Here is a 25025-nt window from a genome sequence, read left to right on the forward strand (position 1 = left end):
GGAGCCGGCTTGCCGGCGATGGCATCAGCCGATTTACCCCTATGGGGCACCGCGCCTGAATCGCTGGCAAGCCAGCTCCCACAGGTTTTTGATAGCAGGGTGGTTATTCCTGCCCGATCGATTCCAGAAACTCCGAACGGTCATCGCTCATGCGCGCCATGCAGTCGTTCAGGGCAATGTTGTAGGTCTGGGTGCCGGAGGTGGCAGGGAACACCACAATCGCGCAATCGGCGTCACGCTGGTGCAGCCACAGTGCCTGAGCGGTCTTGATCTTGCTGATGATGTTATTGAGCTGAGTCGCGTTTGAGCCGTACATCGAGGTCATTCGCGCCTGCAGGGCTTCGTAGTTCTCGGTCAGCAACAGCTCGGCAGCATTTTTGCTGTACGCCGAACACGCCAGGGTTTGCTGGTCGTTTTCCACCGCATCGCACGGGTTGTAGTCGGCATCATCGGCTGCATATGCACCGCTTGTGATCAACGCCAAGGCCAGGAGAATCGATTTCATTGCGGCTTCCTAATCCATAGTTGGGACGGATTCTGGCTCAAGCGGGGGCCAAAGAACAGCCGCGCAGCATAGGTGGTGAGATTGGCGCCGGGTGCTTTGTCGCGCATTGACGCTTTCGGCAATTGCGCTGTCGCTTTTGCACCCGGCTGTTTTTGACCCCGAGCCTATGCTGGCCCCAAAGCGCCGGCAGTCGATTCGGCGTACATAAGGGGACGCCTGATGAGCCCAGCCGAGTTGCACGCAGACAGCATCGTTATCGACGGGCTGATCATTGCCAAATGGAGCCGTGAACTGTTTGAAGACATGCGCAAGGGCGGCCTCACGGCCGCCAACTGCACGGTGTCGGTGTGGGAGGGCTTTCAAGCCACGATCAATAATATTGTGGCCAGCCAGGCCCTTATTCGCGAAAACAGCGACCTGGTGATCCCGGTAAAAACCACCGCCGATATTCGTCGGGCCAAGGCGCTGGGCAAAACCGGAATCATCTTCGGCTTCCAGAATGCCCACGCCTTTGAAGACCAGTTGGGCTACATCGAGATCTTCAAACAGCTCGGGGTTGGCGTGGTGCAGATGTGCTACAACACGCAAAACTTGGTGGGCACCGGCTGCTACGAGCGTGATGGCGGACTCTCGGGCTTTGGCCGCGAAGTCGTGGCCGAAATGAACCGCGTCGGGATCATGTGCGACCTGTCCCACGTGGGTTCAAAAACCTCGGAAGAGGTGATCCTCGAATCGAAAAAACCGGTCTGCTATTCGCACTGTCTGCCGTCCGGCCTCAAAGAGCATCCGCGCAACAAATCCGACGCTGAACTTAAATTCATTGCCGACCATGGCGGCTTTGTCGGGGTGACCATGTTCGCGCCATTTCTGGCCAAGGGCATCGACTCGACCATTGACGATTATGCCCAAGCCATCGAGTACACGATGAATATCGTCGGCGAAGACGCCATCGGTATCGGCACCGACTTCACCCAGGGCCATGGTCAGGACTTCTTCGAAATGCTGACCCACGACAAGGGCTACGCCCGGCGTCTGACCAGCTTCGGCAAGATCATCAACCCGCTGGGCATCCGCACGGTGGGGGAGTTTCCCAACCTCACCGAAACCCTGCTCAAGCGCGGCCACCCCGAGCGCGTGGTGCGCAAAATCATGGGCGAAAACTGGGTCAACGTGCTCAAGGATGTCTGGGGCGAATAGCCGCAAAGCTCCTCGTAGTCGCTGCCGAAGGCTGCGATGAGGACCTCTTGAAAAACGGGCTGCTTCGCAACCCTTCGCAGCCTGCGGCAGCGACTACATAGATTTGTTCAATTTTTGGAGTTTTGTTCCATGGCTAAAATCGCCCCGCAATTGCCTATCGAAGTCGACAGCGAAACCGGTGTCTGGACCTCCGATGCCCTGCCCATGTTGTATGTGCCGCGGCATTTTTTCGTCAATAACCATATGGGCATCGAGGAAGTGCTGGGCGCCGACGCCTACGCCGAAATTCTCTACAAGGCCGGCTACAAGTCCGCCTGGCACTGGTGCGAAAAAGAAGCCGAGTGCCACGGCCTGGAAGGCGTTGCGGTGTTCGAACATTACATGAAGCGTCTGTCGCAGCGTGGCTGGGGCCTGTTCAAAATCCAGGACATCGACCTCGATAAAGGCACCGCCACCATCAAGCTCGAACACTCCTGTTTCGTCTACGTGTACGGCAAGGTCGGGCGCAAGGTCGACTACATGTTCACCGGCTGGTTTGCCGGGGCCATGGATCAGATCCTGCAGGCTCGTGGCAGTCACATTCGCACCAGGGCCGAGCAGGTTTATAGCGGATCGGAAGAAGGCCACGACCACGGCCTGTTTATCGTCAAGCCGTTGTAAGTCGAGGATCGGGATATGGCGTTCGAAGCAATGTTTGAGCCGATTCAAATCGGCAAACTGACCATCCGCAACCGCGTGCTCAGCACTGCCCACGCCGAGGTGTATGCCACCGATGGCGGCATGACCACTGAGCGCTACGTGCAGTACTACGAAGAAAAAGCCAAGGGCGGTATCGGCCTGGCGATTTGCGGTGGTTCGTCAGTGGTGGCGATCGACAGTCCGCAGGAGTGGTGGAGTTCGGTCAACCTGAGCACCGACCGCATCATCCCGCACTTCCAGAACCTGGCCGATGCCATGCACAAGCACGGCGCCAAGATCATGATCCAGATAACCCACATGGGCCGCCGCTCACGCTGGGACGGCTTCAACTGGCCGACCCTGATGTCGCCGTCCGGGGTGCGTGAACCGGTGCACCGTGCCACCTGCAAAACCATCGAGCCCGAAGAAATCTGGCGCGTGATCGGCAATTACGCCAGTGCGGCAGGGCGCGCCAAAAAAGGCGGGCTGGATGGGGTCGAACTGTCGGCGGTGCACCAGCACATGATCGATCAGTTCTGGAGCCCGCGGGTCAACAAACGCACCGATGAATGGGGCGGCAGTTTTGAAAATCGCATGCGCTTCGGTCTTGAAGTGCTCAAGGCCGTGCGTGCCGAAGTCGGACCGGATTTCTGCGTCGGCATTCGCCTGTGCGGTGACGAATTTCACCCCGATGGCTTGAGCCACGAGGACATGAAACAAATCGCCAAGTACTACGACGACACCGGCATGCTTGATTTTATCGGCGTGGTTGGCTCGGGCTGCGACACCCATAACACCCTCGCCAACGTGATCCCCAACATGAGTTACCCACCGGAGCCGTTTTTGCATCTGGCCGCCGGGATCAAGGAAGTGGTCAAGGCGCCGGTGTTGCACGCGCAAAACATCAAGGACCCGAACCAGGCCACGCGAATTCTGGAAGGCGGCTATGTGGACATGGTGGGCATGACCCGTGCCCACATCGCCGACCCGCACCTGATTGCCAAAATCAAAATGGGCCAGATCGACCAGATCAAACAATGCGTGGGCGCCAACTACTGCATCGACCGTCAATACCAGGGGCTGGATGTGCTGTGTATCCAGAATGCCGCCACCTCCCGCGAATACATGGGCGTGCCGCACATCATCCAGAAAACCACCGGGATCAAACGCAAAGTGGTGATCGTCGGTGCCGGCCCTGCCGGTATGGAGGCCGCGCGGGTAGCCGCTGAACGGGGGCACGACGTGACCCTGTTCGAGAAAAAGGACGTTATTGGCGGGCAAATCACCACCGCCTCCAAAGCCCCGCAGCGCGATCAGATGGCCGGTATTACCCGCTGGTTCCAGCTGGAACTGGCGCGCCTGAACGTTGATCTGCGTCTGGGCACTGCGGCAGATCCGGCCACCATTCTCGACCTGCGCCCCGACATCGTGGTGCTGGCCGTGGGCGGGCATCCGTTTGTGGAGCAGAACGAACACTGGGGCGCCGCCGAAGGGCTGGTGGTCAGCAGCTGGGACGTGCTTGACGGCAAGGTTGAACCGGGCAAGAACGTGCTGGTGTACGACACCATTTGCGAATTCACCGGTATGTCCGTCGCCGATTTCATGGCCGACAAAGGGGCGCAGGTCGAGATCGTGACCGACGACACCAAGCCCGGCGTGGCGATTGGCGGGACTTCATTCCCGACCTACTACCGCAGCCTGTACCCCAAGGAAGTGATCATGACCGGGGACATGATGCTGGAGAAGGTGTACCGCGAAGGCGAGAAGCTGATTGCCGTGCTGGAGAACGAATACACCGGCGCCCGGGAAGAGCGCGTGGTGGACCAGGTGGTGATCGAGAATGGCGTGCGCCCGGATGAAGAGCTGTATTACGCGCTCAAACCGGACTCGCGCAACAAGGGCCAGATTGACGTCGAAGCGCTGTTCGCGATCAAACCGCAGCCGTGTCTGAGCGAAGCGGGGGACGGGTATCTGCTGTTCCGCATCGGCGACTGCGTGGCGCAACGCAACGTGCATGCCGCGATCTATGACGCACTCAGGTTGTGCAAGGATTTCTAAGCACGTGTGAATAACTCTGTGGGGGCTGGCTTGCCAGCGATGTTTTTAGCCATTGCATATGCCTCATCGCCGGCAAGCCGGCTCCCACAGGATTTGCGCAACCCCTGAGGTCTTCGGGAGCTTCACCATGCTCAATATTGTTCTCCCTGTATTGTTATTCGCAGCTCTGGGGCTGGCCGTCATCGGCGCCGTGCGGCGGATGCATATGTGGCGTCGTGGCCGCCCGGCCAGGGTCGATCTGCTCGGCGGCCTGCTGGCCATGCCCCGGCGCTACATGGTCGACCTGCACCACGTAGTGGCCCGCGATAAATACATGGCCAATACCCACGTTGCCACCGCCGGGGGCTTTGTGCTGGCGGCGTTGCTGGCGATTCTGGTGCATGGCCTGGGCCTGCATAACCGCATCCTCGGCTACGCCCTGCTGGTTGCCACGGCGCTGATGTTTGTCGGCGCGCTCTTTGTGTTCAAACGTCGCCTCAACCCACCGGCCCGCCTGTCCAAAGGCCCGTGGATGCGCCTGCCGAAAAGCCTGCTGGCATTCTCGCTGAGCTTTTTTATCCTCACCCTGCCGGTCGCCGGTTTGCTGCCCCAGGACTTTGGCGGCTGGTTGCTGGCAGCCCTGCTGGGGGCGGGAGTGGTGTGGGGCGTGGCGGAACTGTTCTTCGGCATGACCTGGGGCGGGCCGATGAAACACGCCTTCGCCGGGGCTTTGCACCTGGCCTGGCATCGGCGCGCCGAGCGCTTTGGCGGTGGGCGCTCCACCGGCTTGAAGCCCTTGGATCTGGAAGACCGCAGTGCGCCACTGGGGGTGGAAAAACCCAAGGATTTCACCTGGAACCAATTGCTGGGTTTTGACGCCTGCGTGCAATGCGGCAAGTGCGAAGCGGCGTGTCCGGCCTACGCTGCGGGCCAGCCGTTGAACCCGAAAAAGCTGATTCAGGACATGGTGGTGGGGCTCGCGGGCGGCACCGATGCGCACTTTGCCGGCAGCCCGTACCCGGGCAAGCCCATTGGCGAACATGCTGGCAACCCGCATCAACCGATCGTTAACGGCCTGGTGGATGCGGACACCCTGTGGTCCTGCACCACCTGCCGTGCCTGTGTTGAAGAGTGCCCGATGATGATTGAGCACGTGGACGCCATCGTCGATATGCGCCGCTTCCTGACCCTGGAAAAAGGTGCAACGCCGAACAACGGGGCCCAGGTGCTGGACAACCTGATCGCCACCGACAACCCCGGCGGTTTTGCCCCGGGCGGGCGGATGAACTGGGCCGCAGATCTGAATCTTGATCTGATGCGCGATAAACCTTCTGTGGACGTGCTGTTCTGGGTTGGCGATGGCGCCTTCGACATGCGCAACCAGCGCACCCTGCGTTCATTCGTCAAAGTGCTGAAAGCGGGTGGCGTCGACTTTGCGGTCCTGGGCCTCGAAGAGCGTGACAGCGGTGACGTGGCCCGGCGCCTTGGTGACGAAGCGACCTTTCAGGCATTGGCCAAGCGCAATATCCAGACCCTGGCGCAATACCGCTTCAAGCGCATCGTGACCTGCGACCCCCACAGTTTTCATGTACTGAAAAACGAATATGGCGCCTTTGGCGGTGAGTACCTGGTGCAACACCACAGCACTTACATGGCCGAGCTGATCAGTCTTGGCGCGCTTGCCTTGAAGGCGGATACGGGCGGCAGCGTGACCTATCACGACCCCTGTTATCTGGGCCGCTACAACGGTGAATACGAGGCACCCCGCGCGGTATTGCGCGCCCTGGGGATTGAGGTCAAAGAGATGCAGCGCTCGGGCTTTCGCTCGCGCTGCTGTGGCGGTGGCGGCGGTGCGCCGATTACTGACATTCCCGGCAAGCAGCGGATTCCCGACATGCGCATGGACGACATCCGCGAGACGGGCGCCGAGCGCGTGGCTGTAGGTTGCCCGCAATGCACGGCGATGCTCGAAGGCGTAGTCGAGCCGCGTCCACAGATCAAAGACATTGCCGAACTGGTGGCCGACGCCCTGATTGAAGAGGTTGCGGCCGCCCGACCGGCCAGACGGGCCGCCCCGGAGGTGATCGCATGAGTGACATTATTCGCCGCGACCCGCGGGCCGAGTGGATTGCCCGTAATCGCCTGCACCCGCTGCATGCTGCCATGCAGCCGGTACAGACCCTCTGGATGGGGCCCAATGGGGTGATGCGCAAAAATGTGCATGGGCAGGGGTTTATCGGCCCCAACGGTATCAAGCGAATTGACCGCAGTGGCGCGCAGCAGGGCGGTGCGGCCAAACGCGCGGCCAGTGTTGAAGTGCAATTACCCCTGCATCAGGTGCCAGCGCCAGCGTTTTATATCTGCGTGGTGCCGGACATGGTCGGTGGCCGTCTCGCCAGTCACGACCGCGACTTGCTGGGCCTGGCCCGGCAGTTGGCGGGCAGCGACGGCGCGGTGCTGGCAGTGGTGTTTGGCGAGTGCAAAGAAACGGCCTTTGCCAGGGCAGGGGTGGATCGTTTGTTGTTACTCGACAGCGAAGGTTATGCACCGGAGCAACGGGTTTACGATTTGCGGGCTGTGGATAACCAGTTCGCCCCCAAGCACTGGTTGCTGCCCGACAGCCGCAATGGCGGCGCAGAGTTGGGCCGCCGCTTTGCTGCGAGCCTGGGCCAGCGCCCGGCCACGCGGGTGTGGCAGATCAAGGACGGAGCCTGTTTGGGACGCGCCGGGGCCGGTCTGCAGGATCTGGCGCAGCCGTTACCAAGGTTGATCCTGGCGGCTGCCGAGTGCGCCGAGCCGGTCAGCGAAACCCGGCATGAAGCATTGGCGGTGCAGTTATCCACAGACGCGCCGCGTTGCTTGGCCCGTATCGAAGACCTGGGTGCAGTTGAGGTCGATCCGGCGGCGATTCCTATGGCCGAAGCGGAATTTATCCTCAGCGGCGGAAACGGGGTTAAGGACTGGGGACTTTTCCACAGGACGGCGGCGGCGCTGGGCGCTACCGAAGGAGCATCAAGGGTGGCGGTGGACGACGGTTTTATGGGCCGGGAACGTCAGGTCGGGGCCAGCGGCACCTGGGTCACGGCCCGGGTGTACGTGGCGGTCGGTATTAGCGGTGCAATCCAGCACCTGCAAGGGATCGGCGCATGCGACAAGGTGGTGGCGATCAATCTTGATCCGGGCTGCGACATGATCAAACGCGCTGACCTTTCTGTGATCGGCGAGGGTGGTGCGATTCTCGAAGCACTGATCGCCGCTGTGGATAACTGGCGCCAGGGCGCCAGACGCGATGCCGCCTGATTGACCTAAACCCCCTGTAGGAGCGAGCTTGTCTCGCGAGCTTTTAAACAGATCGCGAGGCAAGCTCGCTCCTACAGACTGTTTACAGTTTTGGAGATTCGCTTATGACCATTGCCACCGTTGCTCTGGTTTCAATCGGTGCCCACCCGGCTTCCGGCCGGGCCCGGCGCGCTGAACAGGATGCCCGGGCTGTCGAGCTCGGCCTCCAGCTGGCTGGGGATAACCTGCATGTTCTGCACGCAGGTAACCCCCACGAACCGGCGCTGCGTGCGTATCTGGGCATGGGCCTGGACGAACTTCACGTGCTGGAACAGGCGGACGGCGACGATGCGCTGCCGGTTTTGCGCGACTACATCCGGGAAGCCGGGGTGCAGGTGGTACTGACGGGCAGTCAGGCTGAAACCGGTGAAGGCTCGGGCATGCTGCCGTATCTGCTCGCAGAGCAACTGGGCTGGCCGTTGCTGGTGGGGGTGGCTCAGGTCGAATCTATCCACAACGGTGTTGCCCTGGTGTTGCAGGCGTTGCCCCGCGGCCAGCGGCGCCGGCTCAAGGTGCGCCTGCCGTTTATGGCCACTGTGGATAACGCCGCCCCCAAGGCCCGCCAAAGCGCCTATGGCCCGGCTACCCGTGGTGTGGTCGATGCCGAAGTGGTTGAGGTGATTGTGGACGAGTTATCCACAGTCGGTGTTTTCCAGCCCGCCAGGCCGCGGCCAAAGCGTCTCAAAGTGATCAGGGCCAAAAGTGGCGCCGACCGTATGAAAGCGGCGACAGCCAAGGCAGCGGGTGGTGGAGGTCAAATACTCAAAGGCAAGAGCAGCGAAGAGTGTGCACAGGCGATTTTAAAGTTATTAATCGAAGAAGGCGTGGTGCGCTGAGTTGCCCACAAAGTCTGTTAGCGCTTATGTGGATAAGTTGTTTGCTGTCGGCTAAGCGCTATATGGATCAAGGCTTTCAGGCTTCTGATCAAAAAACAACCAATTGCTGTAGTTATCCACTGCTGAGCGGTCAAACCCTTTAAAAAACGGGCCCTTAAAGGGTTTTCCACAGAAAAGGGGTGCGGTGCATAAGTTGCGCACAATCTCTGTTGGCGGATATGTGGATAAGGTGTTTGCGGTTGCTTGCAGCCCATGTATCCCGTGGCCTGTAAGGTTTTGTACAAAAAACAGCCAATCGCCGTTTTCGGGATAACTTACCCACTTCCCCACAATTACTGTGGGTGTGACTGTGGATAAGATGTTGGTGAAGGGCTGCGGGCCTTTGATTGTATGGGGTGTAGCCTGTTGGTTAAAAAATAGCCTGTAGGAGCGAGCTTGCTCGCGAGATTTCAACAGCTCGCTTGAACAGCTCGCGAGGCAAGCTCGCTCCTACAGGTTTGGTCGGGCGGTTATTGGGCGACCACGCCTTTGAGGTACGGCGCCGGCGCCGCGCCCAGGTTGCTCAGCAAGCGCTCGCTGTACCAGTCGACGAAGTTGACCACGCCAAACTCGTAGGTTTGCGAGTACGGCCCCGGCTGGTAGGCCACGGAGTTGATGCCGCGCTGGTTCTCTTCAGCCAGGCGCCGGTCCTGATTGTTGGTGGCGTCCCATACGTTACGCATGCGCTCCACGTCATAGTCCACGCCTTCCACTGCATCCTTGTGCACCAGCCATTTGGTGGTAACCATGGTTTCCTGGGCGCTGAGCGGCCATACGGTAAAGACGATGATGTGGTCGCCCATGCAGTGGTTCCACGAGTGCGGCAGGTGCAGGATGCGCATCGAGCCCAGGTCCGGGTTTTTAATCCGCCCCATGAGTTTTGCACAGCCCTGTTTGCCATCCAGGGTCATCGACACGGTGCCCTTGAGCAGCGGCATGCGCACGATGCGGTTGCGCAGGCCGAAGCTGGCGTGGGCGTAGGGGATTTTTTCCGCATCCCAGGCCGCTGCCGAGGCTGCCACGTGATCCTTGAATGCCTGGTCGGCCCGGGGGTCGGTGACGTCGTCCCATTCCAGCAGGGTCTTGAGCAACTCGGGGTGCGATGCGTTGCAGTGGTAGCACTCGCGGTTGTTTTCCAGCACCAGTTTCCAGTTGGCCTTTTCCACCAGGGTGGTCTGAATCGCCACCTTGGTGTTTTCCATGTCGTAGGGTTCCATGTAGTGGTTCAGCGTGGCCAGGAACTCGTCGATCGCCGGCGGGTTCTCGGCCAGGCTGATAAAGATGTAGCCCCCTGCGGTTTTCACGTTCACCGGCTTGAGCCCGTATTGCTTCATGTCAAAGTCGGCGCCCATCTCGGTGCCGGCAAACAGCAGGCGGCCATCGAGTTCATAGGTCCACTGGTGGTAATGGCACACCAGCTTGGCGACCTTGCCCTTCTCGGAGGTGCATAACCGCGAGCCGCGATGGCGGCATACGTTATGAAAAGCATGGACCTGACCCTCGGTACCGCGAATCACGATGATCGGGTTGTTGCCCACTTGCAGGGTCAGAAAATTGCCCTTGGTCGGGATCTCGCAGGTCATGCCTGCAATCAGCCACTCCTTCTGAAAGATCTCCTGCATGTCGATTTCGAACAGGCGCTCGTCGTTATAAAACGGCTGCGGCAGCGAAAAAGTACGCTCGCGGTTCTGCAACATCTCGGCGGTGGCCTTGCGTGCGGGTTCCAGTGGATCGCCCAGGCTCAGGGTTGCGGTGATGTCCATCGTTGTAATCCTCATGGCCATTGTATGTGGCCCGAAAGTGGCTGCTCAGGGGTGCGACGCAAGGCAAAGCAATTAACGCTATCAGTGGCGCTGAGTGTGCGATCAGGGCGTGCCGATGCCATATCTGCGGGCGACATGGCCCAATCTGTTCCCGACGCGCCAGCCCCTGTTTCAAGGGGCTGGTCGCGATAAGTATGTGAATGTCGTGAATAGGTAAATGGCCGCCCCGGGGCATGCGCAGAATCGCCAGCAAGAGGCCGGTTGTCGGCCGTGGAGAAGCGCATGTCCAACAGCTTTCTGAATCCGGTAACCACCCAGACCTGGGCCAACGGCCGACACATCGTGCGATGCGTCAAAGTGATTCAGGAAACCTGGGATGTGCGCACCTTCTGCTTTATGGCCGACCAGCCGATCCTGTTCTTTTTCAAGCCGGGGCAGTTCGTGACCCTGGAGCTGGAAATCGACGGCGATCCGGTGATGCGCTCATACACCATTTCCAGTTCGCCTTCGGTGCCGTACAGCTTTTCGGTGACCATCAAGCGCGTGCCGGGCGGGCGCGTGTCCAACTGGCTGCACGACACCTTGAGTGAGGGCCAGGAGCTGGCGGTGCACGGTCCGGTCGGGCTGTTCAACGCCATCGACGCACCGAGCCCCAAGGTCCTGTATCTGAGCGGCGGGGTCGGCATTACCCCGGTCATGTCCATGGCGCGCTGGTTTTACGACACCAACGCCAATGTCGACATGGTGTTTATCCACAGCGCCCGTTCGCCCAAAGACATCATTTATCACCGCGAGCTGGAGCACATGGCTTCGCGCATCGACAATTTCAGCCTGCACCTGATTTGCGAGAAGCACGGCCTGGGCGAGCCCTGGGCCGGGTATCGCGGTTATTTGAATCACAAGATGCTGGAACTGATGGCCCCCGACTTTATGGAGCGCGAGGTGTTCTGTTGCGGCCCCACGCCTTACATGAGCGCGGTCAAGCGGCTGCTGGAAGCCAACGGTTTTGACATGAGCCGTTACCACGAAGAGTCTTTTGGCGCGACCCCGCCCGAGGCCCGGGCCGATGCGGTGGAGCAGGCCGAACAGGCGGCAGATGCGCCGGAGCTGGATCTGGCGGACCTCAACCAGGTGGAATTCACCGCGTCGGGCAAAAGTATCCGCGTGGGCCCGGCCGAAACCGTACACGCCGCGGCAGCCAAGCTGGGGCTGTTGATTCCCAAGGCCTGCGGCATGGGGATTTGTGGCACGTGCAAGGTGTTGAAGCTGGGCGGCGAAGTCGAGATGGAGCACAACGGCGGCATCACCGACGAAGACGTGGCAGAAGGCTACATCTTGTCGTGCTGCAGCGTACCCAAGGGCGATGTGCGGATTGAATTCTGATACCTGTAGGAGCGAGCTTCTTGAAAAACCACAGCTCGCGAGACAATCGAGCGTCGACCGGCTCTTCCTGCAAGGGGGGTGTTTGGGGGAAGACGGGAACAAAGATCGCAAACCACAGTCTTTAGGGGGCTTAAAGGCCGGTTGCCGCTAGCTTAGCCGGTGACTTTTCTTTATCGTACGCGCCCTCTGAAAACAGCTTGAGATCACCACCATGATGGAATCATCCCTTAGCAAACTGGAACAACTGGTCAGCGATCTGGTTCAACAAAAGCAGGAGCTGTTGGACATCAACGCTGCGCTGAACGTTGAACTGGCCCAGGCCAAAGATGACAACGAAAGCCTGCAACTGAGCCTGATGGAACAGGAAGAGAAGCAAGGTGCAACAGCTGCCCGTATCCAGGCACTGGTTGAACGCGCGAGCACTGTCAGCGCATGAGCGAAGACAGAGACGGAATAAAAGTCGTCTCGATTCTGGGCAACGACTATTCGATCAAGGCACCTGTTGGGGAGCTGCAAACCTTGGTGTCCGCATCGGTGATGTTAAACACTGCCTTGGCCGATACGAAAAGAAAGTACCCGAGCTTGATCGGGGACAAGTTGTTGGTGCTGGCCGCGTTGAATCTGTGTTCGCAACAGATTGAACTCAAACAGCAGCACAAACAGGAACTCGACCGTTATCAAGAGCAAGTCAGCGCCACGGTCGAAGTGATTGAGCGGACTCTCGGGCAATCCTGAGTCGGGTAACAATCAATCATCTTCTGTAGGAGCGGGCTTGCTCGCGAGCTGTTAGAAGCTCGCGAGCAAGCTCGCTCCTGCATTAATTTGTACCCATCACTTCGCGGATATCCGCTGCCAGTTCCCGCACCCGCGCCTCTTCGGTGTCCCACGAGCACATGAAGCGTGCGCCGCCCTTGCCGATAAAGGTGTAAAAGCGCCAGCCCTTGGCTGTCAGCGCTGCCACAGCCGGTTCCGACAGTTGCAGGAACACGCCGTTGGCTTCCACCGGAAACATCAGCTCAACCCCCGGAATGTCACTGACCAGCTGGCTCAGCAATTGTGCGCAGTGGTTGGCGTGGCGGGAATGTTTGAGCCAGGCGTCGTTTTCCAGCAAGCCGACCCAGGGTGCTGACAGAAAACGCATTTTCGACGCCAGTTGCCCGGCCTGTTTGCAGCGATAGTCAAAGTCCACGGCCAGGGCGTGATCAAAGAACAGAATCGCTTCGCCCACCGCCATGCCGTTTTTGGTCCCGCCAAAGCACAGCACATCAACCCCGGCTTTCCAACTCAGCTCCGCAGGCGAGCACCCCAGGTACGCGCAAGCATTGGAAAAACGGGCGCCGTCCATGTGCAACAGCAGGCCCAGCTCCTTGCAGGTAGCGCTGATGGCGCGGATTTCTTCCGGGCGGTACACGCTGCCGACTTCGGTGGCCTGGGTGATGGTGACGACCCGCGGCTTGGGGTAGTGGATGTCTTTGCGCTTGAGGGCGATTTCGCGGATCGACTCGGGGGTGATCTTGCCGTTTTCAGTGCGGGCAATCAGCAGTTTCGAGCCGTTGGAGAAGAACTCCGGCGCACCGCATTCATCGGTTTCGACGTGGGCGGTCTCGGAGCAGATCACGCTGTGGAAGCTCTGGCACAACGACGACAGGGCCAGTGAGTTGGCGGCGGTGCCGTTGAAGGCGAAGTACACCTCGCAATCGGTTTCGAACAGTTTGCGGAAATCGTTGGCGGCCCGCAGGGTCCATTCGTCATCACCATATGAGCGCTGGTGGCCGTGGTTGGCCAGCTCCATGGCGGCCCAGACTTCGGGACAGATACCGGAGTAGTTGTCGCTGGCGAATTGTTGGCTCTTGTCAGTCATTTCCCGGTTCCATGGTCGAAGATCGTGCTGCACTTTATCCAAGAATCCGGCGGGTGCACAGAATGCTCGACAGACTTCTTGTGGGAGCCGGCTTGCCGGCGATGGCAGATCAGGTATCGCCAGTGGCTCGCATCGCCGGCAAGCCGGCTCCCACAGGGCATGAGTGATACGCGCTTTTGTCCCATGTCGTAAACGCACCTTTGTGTGGCGTCCATAGGCATTTGATCCGGGGGCGCCAGCTCTACCATCTGGCTCAAAGGGCAAGCCCTAACCGAGACCAAAGGCGCGCTGGCGCTGGGAGAACGCAATGTTCAGCAAGCAGGATCAGATTCAGGGCTACGACGATGCCTTGTTAGCGGCCATGAATGCCGAAGATCAGCGTCAGGAAGATCACATCGAACTGATTGCCTCCGAGAACTACACCAGCCGGCGCGTGATGCAAGCCCAGGGCAGCGGCCTGACCAACAAGTACGCCGAAGGCTACCCCGGCAAACGCTATTACGGCGGTTGCGAGCATGTGGATAAAGTCGAGCAGCTGGCCATCGATCGCGCCAAACAACTGTTCGGTGCCGATTACGCCAACGTGCAACCGCACTCCGGCAGCCAGGCCAACGCGGCGGTGTACCTGGCGTTGCTCAATGCCGGGGACACAGTGCTGGGCATGAGCCTGGCCCACGGCGGTCACTTGACCCACGGCGCCAGCGTCAGTTTTTCCGGCAAGTTGTACAACGCGGTGCAATACGGCATCGACACCACCACCGGGCTGATCGACTACGACGAAGTCGAGCGTCTGGCCGTCGAGCATCAGCCGAAGATGATCATTGCCGGGTTCTCGGCTTACTCCAAATTCCTCGACTTTCCGCGTTTCCGGCAGATTGCCGACAAAGTGGGGGCTTACCTGTTTGTCGACATGGCCCACGTGGCCGGTCTGGTGGCGGCGGGCTTGTACCCGAACCCGCTGCCCTACGCCGACGTTGTGACCACCACCACCCACAAAACCCTGCGCGGGCCGCGCGGCGGGCTGATTCTGGCCAAGGCCAACGAAGCACTGGAGAAAAAATTCAACTCGGCGGTGTTCCCCGGCGGCCAGGGCGGGCCGTTGATGCACGTGATCGCAGCCAAAGCGGTGTGTTTCAAGGAAGCCCTGGAACCCGGCTTTAAAACCTATCAAAAACAGGTGATCGACAACGCCCGGGCGATGGCCGAGGTGTTTGTGAAGCGCGGTTACGACGTGGTCTCGGGCGGCACCGACAACCACCTGTTTTTGCTCAGCCTGATCCGCCAGGGCCTGACCGGAAAAGACGCTGATGCAGCCCTGGGCCGGGCCCATATCACGGTCAATAAAAACGCGGTGCCGAACGATCCGCAATCACCCTTCGTGACTTCGGGCTTGCGCATCGGTACCCCGGCGGTCACCACCCGCGGTTTCAAAGTGGCGCAATGTACGGAGCTGGCCGGCTGGATCTGCGACATCCTCGATCACCTCGGCGATGCCGATATCGAGGCTGACGTGGCGAGCCAGGTAACGGCACTGTGCAAAGACTTCCCGGTTTATCGCTGAGCGCGGTTTTGGAGTAATCCCTATGCAACGGTACTCAGGCTTCGGCCTCTTCAAACACTCCCTCAGCCACCACGAAAACTGGCAGAAGATGTGGCGCACGCCGACCCCGAAAAAGGTCTACGACGTGATCATTGTCGGCGGTGGCGGCCACGGCCTGGCCACTGCTTACTATCTGGCCAAGGAACACGGCATCACCAATGTGGCGGTGGTGGAAAAGGGCTGGTTGGGCGGCGGCAACACGGCGCGCAACACCACCATCGTGCGTTCCAACTATTTGTGGGACGAGTCGGCGCATCTGTACGAGCACGCAATGAAGCTGTGGGAAGGCCTGTCCCAGGACCTGAACTACAACGTCATGTTCTCCCAGCGCGGGGTGTACAACCTGTGCCACACCCTGCAAGACATTCGCGACTCGGAGCGCCGGGTCAGTGCCAACCGCCTCAACGGGGTGGACGGCGAGTTGCTGAATGCGAAACAGGTGGCAGACGAAATTCCGTACCTGGACTGTTCAAAAAACACCCGCTACCCGGTGATGGGCGCCACTGTCCAGCGCCGTGGCGGCGTGGCTCGGCATGACGCCGTGGCCTGGGGCTTTGCCCGGGCCGCCGATGCGCTGGGGGTGGACTTGATCCAGCAAACCGAAGTGCTCGGCTTTCGCAAGGAAAACGGCGTGTGCATTGGCGTCGAAACCAGTAAAGGTTTTATCGGCGCCAAGCGCGTGGGCGTAGTCACGGCCGGTAACTCCGGGCACATGGCGCGCCAGGCCGGGTTCCGCCTGCCGATTGAATCGCACCCGTTGCAGGCATTGGTATCGGAGCCGATCAAACCGATTATCGACAGCGTGATCATGTCCAACGCGGTTCACGGTTACATCAGCCAGTCCGACAAGGGCGATCTGGTGATCGGCGCCGGTATTGACGGCTATAACGGCTACGGCCAGCGCGGCTCGTACCCGGTGATCGAGCACACCATTCAAGCCATTGTCGAGATGTTCCCGGTGTTGTCCCGGGTGCGCATGAACCGCCAGTGGGGCGGGATCGTCGATACCACGCCGGACGCCTGCCCGATCATCTCCAAGACCCCGGTACCGAACCTGTTCTTCAACTGCGGTTGGGGGACGGGCGGGTTCAAGGCCACGCCGGGCTCGGGCAACGTGTTTGCCGCCAGCCTGGCCAAAGGCGAAATGCACCCGCTGGCTGCGCCGTTTTCCATTGACCGGTTCCACAACGGCGCCCTGATCGACGAACACGGCGCTGCCGCTGTCGCCCACTAACAGGAGAATCACCCCATGTTGCACATCTTCTGTCCCCATTGCGGCGAGTTGCGTTCCGAAGAGGAATTTCACGCCAGCGGCCAGGCCCACATTCCGCGGCCGCTCGACCCCGGCTCCTGCACCGACGCCGAGTGGGGCGACTACATGTTTTTTCGCGACAACCCCCGTGGCCTGCACCACGAGTTGTGGAACCACGTAGCGGGCTGTCGCCAGTTCTTCAACGCGACGCGCAATACCGTGACCTATGAAATTCTTGAAACCTACCTGATCGGCAGCAAGCCGCAGTTCACCGAACAGGCTGCGCCATTGACCACCACGGCCACTCGCGAGCTGGGAGAAAAGGTATGAGCCAGACCCATCGCTTGCCTAACGGCGGCCGCGTCGATCGCAACAAAGTGCTGACTTTCACGTTCAATGGTCAACAGTACAAAGGCTACGAAGGCGACAGTCTGGCCGCAGCGTTGCTGGCCAACGGCGTCGACGTGATCGGTCGCAGCTTTAAATATTCCCGGCCGCGGGGCATTTTTGCCGCCGGTGCCGAAGAGCCCAATGCGGTGCTGCAAATCGGCGCCACCGAAGCCACCCAGATCCCCAACGTGCGCGCCACGCAACAGGCGCTGTATCAAGGTCTGGTCGCCACCAGCACCAACGGCTGGCCCAACGTCAACACTGACGTGATGGGGATTTTGGGCAAGGTCGGCGGCAAGCTGATGCCGCCCGGGTTTTACTACAAAACCTTCATGTACCCGCAATCGTTCTGGATGACCTACGAGAAGTACATCCGCAAGGCGGCGGGGCTGGGGCGTTCGCCAACCCAGAACGATCCCGATACCTACGACTACATGAACCACCATTGCGATGTGCTGATCGTCGGGGCCGGTCCGGCCGGGCTGGCCGCTGCCCTGGCGGCAGCACGCAGCGGTGCACGGGTGATCGTGGCCGATGAACAGGAAGAGTTTGGCGGCAGCCTGCTCGACAGCCGTGAAAGCCTGGACGGCAAACCGGCGATGGAATGGGTCGCCGGGGTGATTGCTGCACTCAAGGCGCTGCCGGACGTGTTGCTGCTGCCACGGGCCACCGTGAACGGCTATCACGACCACAATTTCCTGACCATTCACGAGCGTCTCACCGACCACCTTGGCGACCGCGCGCCCATCGGCCAGGTGCGTCAGCGCATTCATCGGGTACGGGCCAAGCGTGTGGTGCTGGCCACCGGCGCGTGCGAGCGGCCGCTGGTGTACGGCAACAACGACGTGCCGGGCAATATGCTTGCGGGTGCGGTGTCGACCTATGTGCGCCGCTATGGGGTGGCGCCGGGCAGAAAACTGGTGCTGAGCACCAACAATGACCATGCCTATCGCGTGGCGCTGGACTGGCTCGATGCCAGTCTGCAAGTGGTGGCCATTGCCGATGCCCGTAGCAATCCCCGCGGTGCACTGGTCGAAGAAGCGCGGGCCAAAGGCATCCGGATTCTGACCGGCAGCGCCGTGATCGAAACCCGCGGCAGCAAACATGTCACCGGTGCCCGTGTGGCGGCGATTGACCTCAAACAGCACAGCGTCGCCAGCCCCGGCGAATGGCTGGAGTGTGATCTGGTTGCGACCTCCGGCGGCTACAGCCCGGTGGTGCATCTGGCCTCGCACCTGGGCGGCAAGCCGACCTGGCGTGAAGATATCCTTGGTTTTGTCCCCGGCGAAGCCCCGCAAAAGCGCGTCTGCGTGGGCGGTATCAATGGTGTCTACAAGCTCGGCGACAGCCTGGCCGACGGCTTTGAAGGTGGCGTGCGGGCGGCCAGTGAAGCCGGGTTCAAACCGGTTGAAGGCGTGCTGCCCAAAGCCCTGAATCATCATGAAGAAGCCACCCTGGCGCTGTTTCAGGTGCCCCACGAAAAAGCCACGGCACGGGCGCCGAAGCAATTCGTCGACCTGCAAAACGACGTGACCGCAGCGGCCATTGAGCTGGCGACGCGCGAAGGTTTCGAGTCGGTGGAGCACGTCAAGCGCTACACCGCCTTGGGGTTTGGCACTGACCAGGGCAAGCTGGGCAACGTCAACGGGCTGGCCATTGCGGCACGTTCGCTGAACGTGACCATCGCGCAAATGGGCACCACCATGTTCCGCCCCAACTACACGCCGGTGACCTTCGGCGCGGTGGCGGGCCGCCATTGCGGGCACATCTTCGAACCGGTGCGCTACACCGCGCTGCAAGCCTGGCACGTCAAGCAAGGTGCCGAGTTTGAAGACGTCGGCCAATGGAAACGGCCGTGGTACTTCCCGCGCAATGGCGAGGATCTGCACGCGGCGGTCAAGCGCGAGTGCAAGGCGGTGCGTGACAGCGTCGGCATTCTGGATGCCTCCACCCTCGGCAAGATCGACATTCAGGGGCCGGATGCCCGGGAGTTTCTGAACCGCATCTACACCAACGCCTGGACCAAGCTGGATGTGGGCAAGGCCCGCTACGGCCTGATGTGCAAAGAAGACGGCATGGTGTTCGACGATGGTGTGACCGCCTGCCTGGCCGACAACCATTTTGTGATGACCACCACCACCGGCGGTGCGGCCCGTGTACTGCAATGGCTGGAGATTTATCAACAGACCGAGTGGCCGGATCTGAAGGTGTACTTCACCTCGGTCACCGACCACTACGCGACCCTGACCCTGTCCGGCCCCAACAGCCGCAAGCTGTTGAGCGAAGTGACCGACATCGACCTGGACCGTGAAGCCTTCCCGTTCATGACCTGGAAAGAAGGTCTGGTGGGCGGCGTACCGGCACGGGTGTTCCGTATCTCGTTCACCGGTGAGCTGTCGTACGAGGTCAACATCCAGGCTGACTACGCCATGGGCGTGCTGGAAAAAATTGTCGAGGCGGGCAAGCCGTACAACCTCACCCCGTATGGCACCGAGACCATGCACGTGCTGCGGGCCGAGAAGGGTTTCATCATCGTCGGGCAGGACACCGACGGTTCCATGACCCCTGACGACCTGAACATGGGCTGGTGTGTGGGCCGCACCAAACCGTTCTCATGGATCGGCTGGCGCGGGATGAACCGCGAAGACTGCGTGCGTGATCAGCGCAAACAACTGGTGGGCCTCAAGCCGGTGGACCCGACCAAATGGCTGCCTGAAGGCGCGCAACTGGTGTTCGACACCAAGCAGGCGATCCCGATGAGCATGGTCGGCCATGTGACCTCCAGCTACACCTGCGGTTCGCTGGGTTACTCGTTTGCCATGGGCGTGGTCAAAGGCGGCCTCAAACGCATGGGCGAGCGGGTGTTCGCACCGTTGGCGGACGGCAGCGTGATCGAGGCTGAAATTGTGTCTTCGGTGTTCTTCGACCCCAAGGGCGAACGGCAGAATATTTGAATCAAGACCATCGCTGGCAAGCCAGCTCCCACAGGGTTGCATTGCAAGTGTGGGAGCTGGCTTGCCAGCGATAGCGGTCGATCCTACATAACATTGCGAACGGGTGATTCATGACCACAGCCAACGTTTACCAACAACGCCCGGACTCGGGCGCGAAAGCCGAGTCATCGTTACACCACGCCAACCTCGCCGGCCTGATTGGCAAAGGCCGTAAAAACCCCGGCGTCATCGTGCGCGAGAAAAAACTCCTGGGTCATCTGACCCTGCGTGGCGACGCCAAAGACCCGGCCTTTGCCGAAGGGGTGCACAAGGCTCTGGGCCTGGAATTACCGGTGGCCTTGAGCCTGGTGGCCAAGGATCAGACATCGCTGCAATGGATGGGCCCGGACGAGTGGCTGCTGATTGTTCCCGGCGGCCAGGAATTCGCCGTGGAGCAAGCCCTGCGCGCAGCGCTGGCGGGGCTGCATATCTCGGTGGTCAATGTCAGTGGCGGCCAGCAACTGCTGGAGCTGAGCGGCCCGAACGTGCGTGAAGTGCTGATGAAGTCCACCAGCTATGACGTGCACCCCGACAACTTCCCGGTGGGCAAGGCAGTGGGCACGGTGTTCGCCAAATCGCAGCTGGTGATCCGCCACACTGGCGAAGACACCTGGGAACTGCTGATCCGGCGCAGCTTTTCGGACTATTGGTGGTTATGGTTGCAGGACGCAGCGGCGCAATACGGGCTGAGTGTCGAGGCCTGAGCCACGCCCGATCACAAAACTGATTGTGGGAGCTGGCTTGCCAGCGATGCAGGCGATGCGGTCTTTCTCTGGGGGCGTGCTGATGCAATCGCTGGCAAGCCAGCTCCCACAAGGGTTACGCCATTCAACACAATTACAAGGAGCACCCCATGAGCCGCGCCCCGGATACCTGGATTCTCACCGCTGACTGCCCCAGCCTGCTGGGTACGGTGGACGCGGTGACGCGTTATCTGTTCGAGCACCGTTGCTATGTCACCGAGCACCATTCGTTCGATGATCAGAGTTCGGGGCGGTTTTTCATTCGTGTTGAGTTCCGTCAGCCTGATGGCTTTGACGAGCAGGAATTCCGTGCAGGCCTGGCCGAGCGCGGTGATGCCTTCGGCATGACTTTCGAGCTGACTGCGCCACACTACCGGCCCAAAGTCCTGATCATGGTGTCCAAAGCCGATCACTGCCTTAACGACTTGCTCTATCGCCAGCGCATCGGCCAGTTGTCGATGGATGTGGTGGCCGTGGTTTCCAATCACCCGGACCTTGAGCCTCTGGCCCAGTGGCATGACATCCCCTATCACCACTTCGCGCTTAACCCCTCTGACAAAGCGGCGCAGGAGGCAAAGGTATGGCAAGTGATCGAAGACACCGGTGCCGAGCTGGTGATTCTCGCCCGCTACATGCAAGTGCTGTCGCCTGAGCTGTGTCGCAAACTGGACGGCAAGGCGATCAATATCCATCACTCGCTGCTGCCCGGTTTCAAAGGCGCCAAGCCCTATCACCAGGCTTACGAGAAGGGCGTCAAACTGGTGGGCGCCACCGCGCACTACATCAACAACGACCTGGACGAAGGCCCGATCATTGCCCAGGGCGTCGAGGTGGTGGATCACAGCCACTACCCGCAGGACCTGATTGCCAAAGGCCGCGATATCGAAGCGCAAACCCTGGCCCGGGGCGTGGGCTATCACATCGAGCGGCGCGTTTTCCTAAATGGAGGTCGTACGGTGGTCCTCTGACCGGCGCCGCAGGTTCTAAGCTGCAGGCAGACCGGCTTGCGGCTTGCCGTTGCCGGTCACCCCTCCAAAAACAACAAGGGTGAGTTCGATGGCTGACAATCGCGGTGTGGTGTACCTGGGCAATGGCCAGGTTGAAGTGCAAAGCATTCCCTTCCCGAAGATGCAAAACCCGCAAGGCAAACAAATCAATCACGGTGTGATCCTGCGGGTGGTGTCGACCAATATCTGCGGCTCCGACCAGCACATGGTGCGCGGACGCACCACCGCGCAAACCGGCCTGGTGCTGGGGCATGAGATTACCGGTGAGGTGATCGAGGCCGGTCGCGACGTCGAACATTTGAAAGTCGGCGACCTGGTGTCGGTGCCCTTTAACGTGGCGTGCGGACGTTGCCGCAGCTGTAAGGAGCAAAACACCGGGGTGTGCCTGACCGTCAACCCGGCCCGTCCCGGCGGCGCTTATGGTTACGTGGACATGGGTGACTGGGTCGGCGGCCAGGCTGAATATGTGCTGGTGCCGTATGCCGATTTCAACCTGCTCAAACTGCCGGACCGCGACGCGGCGATGGAGAAAATCCGCGACCTGACCTGCCTCTCCGACATTCTGCCCACCGGTTATCACGGTGCCGTAACTGCGGGCGTCGGCCCTGGCAGCACGGTGTATATCGCCGGTGCAGGGCCGGTAGGTCTGGCGGCAGCGGCGTCGGCGCGACTGTTGGGCGCGGCCGTGGTGATTGTCGGTGACGTGAACCCGATTCGTCTGGCGCACGCCAAGGCCCAGGGCTTTGAAATTGCCGACTTGTCCAAAGACACGCCGCTGCACGAACAGATTGCCGAGTTGCTGGGTGAGCCGGAAGTGGATTGCGCGGTCGATGCCGTGGGCTTTGAGGCCCGTGGTCACGGTCATGACGGGGTCAAGCACGAAGCTCCGGCCACCGTACTCAATTCACTGATGGGCGTGGTGCGGGTGGCGGGCAAAATCGGCATCCCGGGCCTGTATGTGACCGAAGATCCGGGCGCTGTGGATGCGGCTGCGAAAATGGGCAGCCTGAGCATTCGCTTTGGTCTGGGCTGGGCCAAGTCCCACAGCTTCCATACCGGCCAGACGCCAGTGATGAAATACAACCGCCAACTGATGCAAGCCATCATGTGGGACCGGATCAAAATCGCCGATATCGTCGGGGTTGAAGTGATCAGCCTGGACGATGCGCCACGTGGCTATGGCGAGTTTGATGCGGGGGTACCGAAGAAGTTTGTGATCGATCCGCACAAACTGTTCAGCGGGGTCTGATCGATACATCCACTGCTGGAGCGAACTGCATTCGTCCGCTCCGGCAGTGATGTTTACAACGCGGCCAACGGCCCCTGGTACAACACCGGCCCGGTCGGCTGGCCGGTCGGTGAGCCGCCACGCGGTTCAAGGCTGACTGCCAGCACTACACGGGTGCCCAGCATTTGCTGCTGGCTCTCGCTCAGGCCGATCATGCCATCGCCGCCCGTGGGGATCAGGCCCAGCGATACAGGCTTGCCCTCTACCGGGATCGCCCATAACTCGAGGCTGCGCCCGGCATCGACGGCGGCCAGTTCCAGCGGTTGAACCTTCAGGTAATCGGCGTGAGCTTCGATCCGCAAGGCAGGTTGCTCGGTGCCGCTGAGCAAGGTGGCCTTGTACTGAGCGTTGTCGCGGGTATAGAGCAACCCCACTGTCACGGCAATCAGCAAAGAGCAGACCACAGCCCCCGTGCGTAGCCAGGTCCAGAACGGACGCTTGGCCGGCACATGCAGCTTTTGCGGTTCGATCCGCGAAACGACGGCCTGCCACACGTGCTCGGGTACGGGCTGCGCAGCCAGGGGCTCGGCCAGGCTGGCGAGATGGGTGTTCCACTGCGCCAGTTCGGCGCGCAAATGTGCATCGTCCAGCAGCAGTTGTTCAAAGCGTTTGCGGGCAGTGGGCGGCATCAGGCCAATGGCATAGTCGCCAGCCAGAGCCCGGCGCAGGTCGGCAGTTTTATAGTTCATGATTCGAGGCACCTGCGCAGACGTTCCATGCCCCGGCGAATCGAGGATTTGACTGTGCCCAAGGGCGCTGCCAGCTGCGTGGCCAGCTCGCTGGCACTGAAGCCATGGAAATAGGCAATGGTGATGGTCTGGCGCTGCATGCCGTCCAGTTGCTCAAGGCAATGATTGAGGGCACGGGAGGAGCGGTCGCTGTCCAGTTGCTCATCGGCGCCCGGGGTGTCATCGGCCACGGCGTCCTGTTGCAGATCGCTTAACGGCAACTCGCGGTGTTTGCGCAGTTGGTCGATCGCCAGGTTACGCGTGATGTTGATCATCCAGGTCAGTGGTGCCGACAAATGAGCTTCATAACGTGAGGCGTTGTGCCAAATGCGCACAAAACTTTCCTGCACCACTTCTTCAGCGAGGTCGCGTCGACCCATACATCGCAGGGCTACGCTGTGCAAGCTGGGAGCCACACTGCGGTACAGGGTTTCGAAAGCGCGTCGATTGCCCAACGAGCATTGGGCCAGCAGCTGTTTTAGGTACTCGGTGTTGGCAGTTAAAATACCCGTTCTCCCTACATCACTGGTGATGGCTCCATGCCAGTTATCGGTTGAGATTAGTTGAGCATATAGAGTTATTCCATTCATGGCAGGGTTCTCATTGACCGGCCGGTTGCCGGAGCGCCAACCGGCCGGACGGGCGTGCAACTATTTAGGCATCAGTACTTTGTCGATGACCTGAATGACGCCATTGGACTGGTTAACATCGTAGGTAGTGATGTCGGCCACATTACCTTTTTCATCCTTGACCACGATGTTGTGCGGGCCATTCATCATCACCCACAGTTTGCCGCCGCTGACGGTGGTGAGTTCTGCTTTACCGCCACCGGCCTTGATGCGTTTGGCCAGCTCCATCATGTCGAGTTTGCCGGCTACCACGTGGTACGTGAGAATCTTGGTCAGGGTGGCTTTGTTTTCAGGTTTGAGCAGCGTGTCGACCGTTCCTGCCGGCAAGGCTGCGAACGCGGAGTTGACCGGCGCAAACACGGTGAACGGCCCTTTGCCTTTAAGGGTGTCAACCAGGCCTGCCGCTTTAACGGCGGCCACCAGAGTGGTGTGATCGGCCGAATTTACCGCGTTGTCGATGATGTCTTTGCCGGGCAGCATGCTTTGCCCGCCGACCATCACACTGTCGTGGTTCATGCCCATGTCAGCCGCTTGTGCGGTAGTGAGGAGCGCGCCGCCGGCAAGGGCCAGGGTCAGAAGGCTGGCAATCAACGGGGTTTTGATCGAATTGCGTTTCATGGTCTGTGTCCTTGTCGGTTATCAGGCGGTCAGTAAGGTCTGTCCGTGCTTGATATACGCAGGCGAGGGCAAAGCGGATGCAGCGCGGGCAAACAATTTTTCAATTAAGATTGCGTGCCGTTTGATCCAGTAGTGGCAT

Annotated in this window: 22 protein-coding genes; 16 read left to right on the forward strand and 6 right to left on the reverse strand. The window is 60.4% G+C overall.

Features of this window, described 5'->3' with window-relative positions; genetic code table 11:
* Positions 1–103: 103 nt before the first annotated feature.
* Positions 104–505: a lysozyme inhibitor LprI family protein gene (locus ACP7BO_RS16940; RefSeq protein WP_397455535.1), complete on the reverse strand. Its 402-nt coding sequence runs from the start codon at positions 503–505 to the stop codon at positions 104–106.
* 219 nt (positions 506–724) lie between these two features.
* Between ACP7BO_RS16940 and ACP7BO_RS16945 the strand changes: the two genes are divergently transcribed.
* The 6 genes from ACP7BO_RS16945 (at position 725) to ACP7BO_RS16970 (ending at position 8592) form a co-directional block, all read left to right on the forward strand.
* Positions 725–1702, forward strand: a complete 978-nt coding sequence (locus ACP7BO_RS16945; RefSeq protein WP_397455536.1) for a dipeptidase — start codon at positions 725–727, stop codon at positions 1700–1702.
* Between the two features lie 129 nt (positions 1703–1831).
* On the forward strand, positions 1832–2362 hold the full coding sequence (locus ACP7BO_RS16950; RefSeq protein WP_397455537.1) for a DUF5943 domain-containing protein: 531 nt from the start codon (positions 1832–1834) through the stop codon (positions 2360–2362).
* A 15-nt stretch (positions 2363–2377) separates the two neighbouring features.
* Positions 2378–4438 (forward strand): dimethylglycine demethylation protein DgcA, encoded by a 2061-nt coding sequence (gene dgcA / locus ACP7BO_RS16955; RefSeq protein ID WP_426211590.1) that lies wholly within the window; start codon positions 2378–2380, stop codon positions 4436–4438.
* 127 nt (positions 4439–4565) lie between these two features.
* The gene (gene dgcB / locus ACP7BO_RS16960) at positions 4566–6509 is read left to right on the forward strand and encodes a dimethylglycine demethylation protein DgcB (protein WP_426211592.1); all 1944 of its coding nucleotides are present in this window, start codon (positions 4566–4568) and stop codon (positions 6507–6509) included.
* On the forward strand, positions 6506–7717 hold the full coding sequence (locus ACP7BO_RS16965) for an electron transfer flavoprotein subunit alpha/FixB family protein (RefSeq protein ID WP_426211594.1): 1212 nt from the start codon (positions 6506–6508) through the stop codon (positions 7715–7717). The genes dgcB and ACP7BO_RS16965 overlap by 4 nt, the downstream gene beginning before the upstream one ends.
* Before the next feature lie 104 nt (positions 7718–7821).
* Positions 7822–8592 carry an electron transfer flavoprotein subunit beta gene (locus ACP7BO_RS16970; RefSeq protein ID WP_426211596.1) on the forward strand — a complete coding sequence of 257 codons (771 nt, stop codon included), beginning with the start codon at positions 7822–7824 and terminating at the stop codon, positions 8590–8592.
* Between the two features lie 509 nt (positions 8593–9101).
* Here ACP7BO_RS16970 and gbcA read toward each other — a convergent pair.
* Positions 9102–10394, reverse strand: a complete 1293-nt coding sequence (gbcA, locus tag ACP7BO_RS16975) for a glycine-betaine demethylase subunit GbcA (protein WP_426211598.1) — start codon at positions 10392–10394, stop codon at positions 9102–9104.
* 282 nt (positions 10395–10676) lie between these two features.
* Between gbcA and gbcB the strand changes: the two genes are divergently transcribed.
* From gbcB to ACP7BO_RS16990, 3 genes are all read left to right on the forward strand, one after another.
* The gene (gene gbcB / locus ACP7BO_RS16980) at positions 10677–11777 is read left to right on the forward strand and encodes a glycine-betaine demethylase subunit GbcB (RefSeq protein ID WP_004419536.1); all 1101 of its coding nucleotides are present in this window, start codon (positions 10677–10679) and stop codon (positions 11775–11777) included.
* 211 nt (positions 11778–11988) lie between these two features.
* Entirely contained in the window at positions 11989–12213 is a 225-nt protein-coding gene (locus ACP7BO_RS16985) for a hypothetical protein (RefSeq protein ID WP_060696663.1), read from the forward strand.
* On the forward strand, positions 12210–12512 hold the full coding sequence (locus ACP7BO_RS16990) for a cell division protein ZapA (RefSeq protein WP_073509817.1): 303 nt from the start codon (positions 12210–12212) through the stop codon (positions 12510–12512). Before ACP7BO_RS16985 ends, ACP7BO_RS16990 begins: the two co-directional genes overlap by 4 nt.
* 82 nt (positions 12513–12594) lie before the next feature.
* Here the strand turns inward: ACP7BO_RS16990 and ACP7BO_RS16995 are convergent, their stop codons facing one another.
* A complete protein-coding gene (locus ACP7BO_RS16995) occupies positions 12595–13638 on the reverse strand; it encodes a threonine aldolase family protein (RefSeq protein ID WP_397455542.1) in 1044 nt (347 codons plus the stop codon).
* A 307-nt stretch (positions 13639–13945) separates the two neighbouring features.
* On the opposite strand from ACP7BO_RS16995, the gene glyA reads away from it, so the two are divergent.
* The 7 genes from glyA to fdhA all read left to right on the forward strand — a co-directional run bounded on the left by glyA (position 13946) and on the right by fdhA (position 22872).
* A complete protein-coding gene (glyA, locus tag ACP7BO_RS17000) occupies positions 13946–15199 on the forward strand; it encodes a serine hydroxymethyltransferase (RefSeq protein WP_397455543.1) in 1254 nt (417 codons plus the stop codon).
* A gap of 22 nt (positions 15200–15221) precedes the next feature.
* On the forward strand, positions 15222–16472 hold the full coding sequence (locus tag ACP7BO_RS17005; protein ID WP_004419522.1) for a sarcosine oxidase subunit beta: 1251 nt from the start codon (positions 15222–15224) through the stop codon (positions 16470–16472).
* 15 nt (positions 16473–16487) lie between these two features.
* Positions 16488–16820, forward strand: a complete 333-nt coding sequence (locus ACP7BO_RS17010) for a sarcosine oxidase subunit delta (protein ID WP_397455545.1) — start codon at positions 16488–16490, stop codon at positions 16818–16820.
* The gene (locus tag ACP7BO_RS17015) at positions 16817–19834 is read left to right on the forward strand and encodes a sarcosine oxidase subunit alpha (RefSeq protein WP_426211603.1); all 3018 of its coding nucleotides are present in this window, start codon (positions 16817–16819) and stop codon (positions 19832–19834) included. Before ACP7BO_RS17010 ends, ACP7BO_RS17015 begins: the two co-directional genes overlap by 4 nt.
* Positions 19835–19944: 110 nt before the next feature.
* On the forward strand, positions 19945–20577 hold the full coding sequence (locus ACP7BO_RS17020; protein WP_004419513.1) for a sarcosine oxidase subunit gamma: 633 nt from the start codon (positions 19945–19947) through the stop codon (positions 20575–20577).
* A gap of 149 nt (positions 20578–20726) precedes the next feature.
* Positions 20727–21584 (forward strand): formyltetrahydrofolate deformylase, encoded by an 858-nt coding sequence (gene purU / locus ACP7BO_RS17025; RefSeq protein ID WP_426211605.1) that lies wholly within the window; start codon positions 20727–20729, stop codon positions 21582–21584.
* Positions 21585–21672: 88 nt separating this feature from the next.
* On the forward strand, positions 21673–22872 hold the full coding sequence (gene fdhA / locus ACP7BO_RS17030; RefSeq protein WP_004419507.1) for a formaldehyde dehydrogenase, glutathione-independent: 1200 nt from the start codon (positions 21673–21675) through the stop codon (positions 22870–22872).
* A 53-nt stretch (positions 22873–22925) separates the two neighbouring features.
* Here the strand turns inward: fdhA and ACP7BO_RS17035 are convergent, their stop codons facing one another.
* Genes ACP7BO_RS17035 through ACP7BO_RS17045 form a run of 3 tightly spaced genes read right to left on the reverse strand, consistent with a single transcriptional unit; the run spans position 22926 to position 24886 of the window.
* The gene (locus ACP7BO_RS17035; protein ID WP_426211607.1) at positions 22926–23600 is read right to left on the reverse strand and encodes an anti-sigma factor; all 675 of its coding nucleotides are present in this window, start codon (positions 23598–23600) and stop codon (positions 22926–22928) included.
* A complete protein-coding gene (locus tag ACP7BO_RS17040; protein ID WP_397455549.1) occupies positions 23597–24229 on the reverse strand; it encodes an RNA polymerase sigma factor in 633 nt (210 codons plus the stop codon). The genes ACP7BO_RS17035 and ACP7BO_RS17040 overlap by 4 nt, the downstream gene beginning before the upstream one ends.
* A gap of 60 nt (positions 24230–24289) precedes the next feature.
* Positions 24290–24886, reverse strand: a complete 597-nt coding sequence (locus ACP7BO_RS17045; protein WP_060696673.1) for a fasciclin domain-containing protein — start codon at positions 24884–24886, stop codon at positions 24290–24292.
* Between the last annotated feature and the right edge of the window lie 139 nt (positions 24887–25025).

The organism is Pseudomonas sp. TWR2-1-1, from assembly GCF_049897045.1.
GTDB lineage: Bacteria > Pseudomonadota > Gammaproteobacteria > Pseudomonadales > Pseudomonadaceae > Aquipseudomonas > Aquipseudomonas versuta.

Bases quoted from the DNA above. Each gene is read 5' to 3' on its own strand.
- ACP7BO_RS16940 (WP_397455535.1), bottom strand. From the start codon at position 505: ATGAAATCGATTCTCCTGGCCTTGGCGTTGATCACAAGCGGTGCATAT.
- ACP7BO_RS16945 (WP_397455536.1), top strand. From the start codon at position 725: ATGAGCCCAGCCGAGTTGCACGCAGACAGCATCGTTATCGACGGGCTG.
- ACP7BO_RS16950 (WP_397455537.1), top strand. From the start codon at position 1,832: ATGGCTAAAATCGCCCCGCAATTGCCTATCGAAGTCGACAGCGAAACC.
- dgcA (WP_426211590.1), top strand. From the start codon at position 2,378: ATGGCGTTCGAAGCAATGTTTGAGCCGATTCAAATCGGCAAACTGACC.
- dgcB (WP_426211592.1), top strand. From the start codon at position 4,566: ATGCTCAATATTGTTCTCCCTGTATTGTTATTCGCAGCTCTGGGGCTG.
- ACP7BO_RS16965 (WP_426211594.1), top strand. From the start codon at position 6,506: ATGAGTGACATTATTCGCCGCGACCCGCGGGCCGAGTGGATTGCCCGT.
- ACP7BO_RS16970 (WP_426211596.1), top strand. From the start codon at position 7,822: ATGACCATTGCCACCGTTGCTCTGGTTTCAATCGGTGCCCACCCGGCT.
- gbcA (WP_426211598.1), bottom strand. From the start codon at position 10,394: ATGGACATCACCGCAACCCTGAGCCTGGGCGATCCACTGGAACCCGCA.
- gbcB (WP_004419536.1), top strand. From the start codon at position 10,677: ATGTCCAACAGCTTTCTGAATCCGGTAACCACCCAGACCTGGGCCAAC.
- ACP7BO_RS16985 (WP_060696663.1), top strand. From the start codon at position 11,989: ATGATGGAATCATCCCTTAGCAAACTGGAACAACTGGTCAGCGATCTG.
- ACP7BO_RS16990 (WP_073509817.1), top strand. From the start codon at position 12,210: ATGAGCGAAGACAGAGACGGAATAAAAGTCGTCTCGATTCTGGGCAAC.
- ACP7BO_RS16995 (WP_397455542.1), bottom strand. From the start codon at position 13,638: ATGACTGACAAGAGCCAACAATTCGCCAGCGACAACTACTCCGGTATC.
- glyA (WP_397455543.1), top strand. From the start codon at position 13,946: ATGTTCAGCAAGCAGGATCAGATTCAGGGCTACGACGATGCCTTGTTA.
- ACP7BO_RS17005 (WP_004419522.1), top strand. From the start codon at position 15,222: ATGCAACGGTACTCAGGCTTCGGCCTCTTCAAACACTCCCTCAGCCAC.
- ACP7BO_RS17010 (WP_397455545.1), top strand. From the start codon at position 16,488: ATGTTGCACATCTTCTGTCCCCATTGCGGCGAGTTGCGTTCCGAAGAG.
- ACP7BO_RS17015 (WP_426211603.1), top strand. From the start codon at position 16,817: ATGAGCCAGACCCATCGCTTGCCTAACGGCGGCCGCGTCGATCGCAAC.
- ACP7BO_RS17020 (WP_004419513.1), top strand. From the start codon at position 19,945: ATGACCACAGCCAACGTTTACCAACAACGCCCGGACTCGGGCGCGAAA.
- purU (WP_426211605.1), top strand. From the start codon at position 20,727: ATGAGCCGCGCCCCGGATACCTGGATTCTCACCGCTGACTGCCCCAGC.
- fdhA (WP_004419507.1), top strand. From the start codon at position 21,673: ATGGCTGACAATCGCGGTGTGGTGTACCTGGGCAATGGCCAGGTTGAA.
- ACP7BO_RS17035 (WP_426211607.1), bottom strand. From the start codon at position 23,600: ATGAACTATAAAACTGCCGACCTGCGCCGGGCTCTGGCTGGCGACTAT.
- ACP7BO_RS17040 (WP_397455549.1), bottom strand. From the start codon at position 24,229: ATGAATGGAATAACTCTATATGCTCAACTAATCTCAACCGATAACTGG.
- ACP7BO_RS17045 (WP_060696673.1), bottom strand. From the start codon at position 24,886: ATGAAACGCAATTCGATCAAAACCCCGTTGATTGCCAGCCTTCTGACC.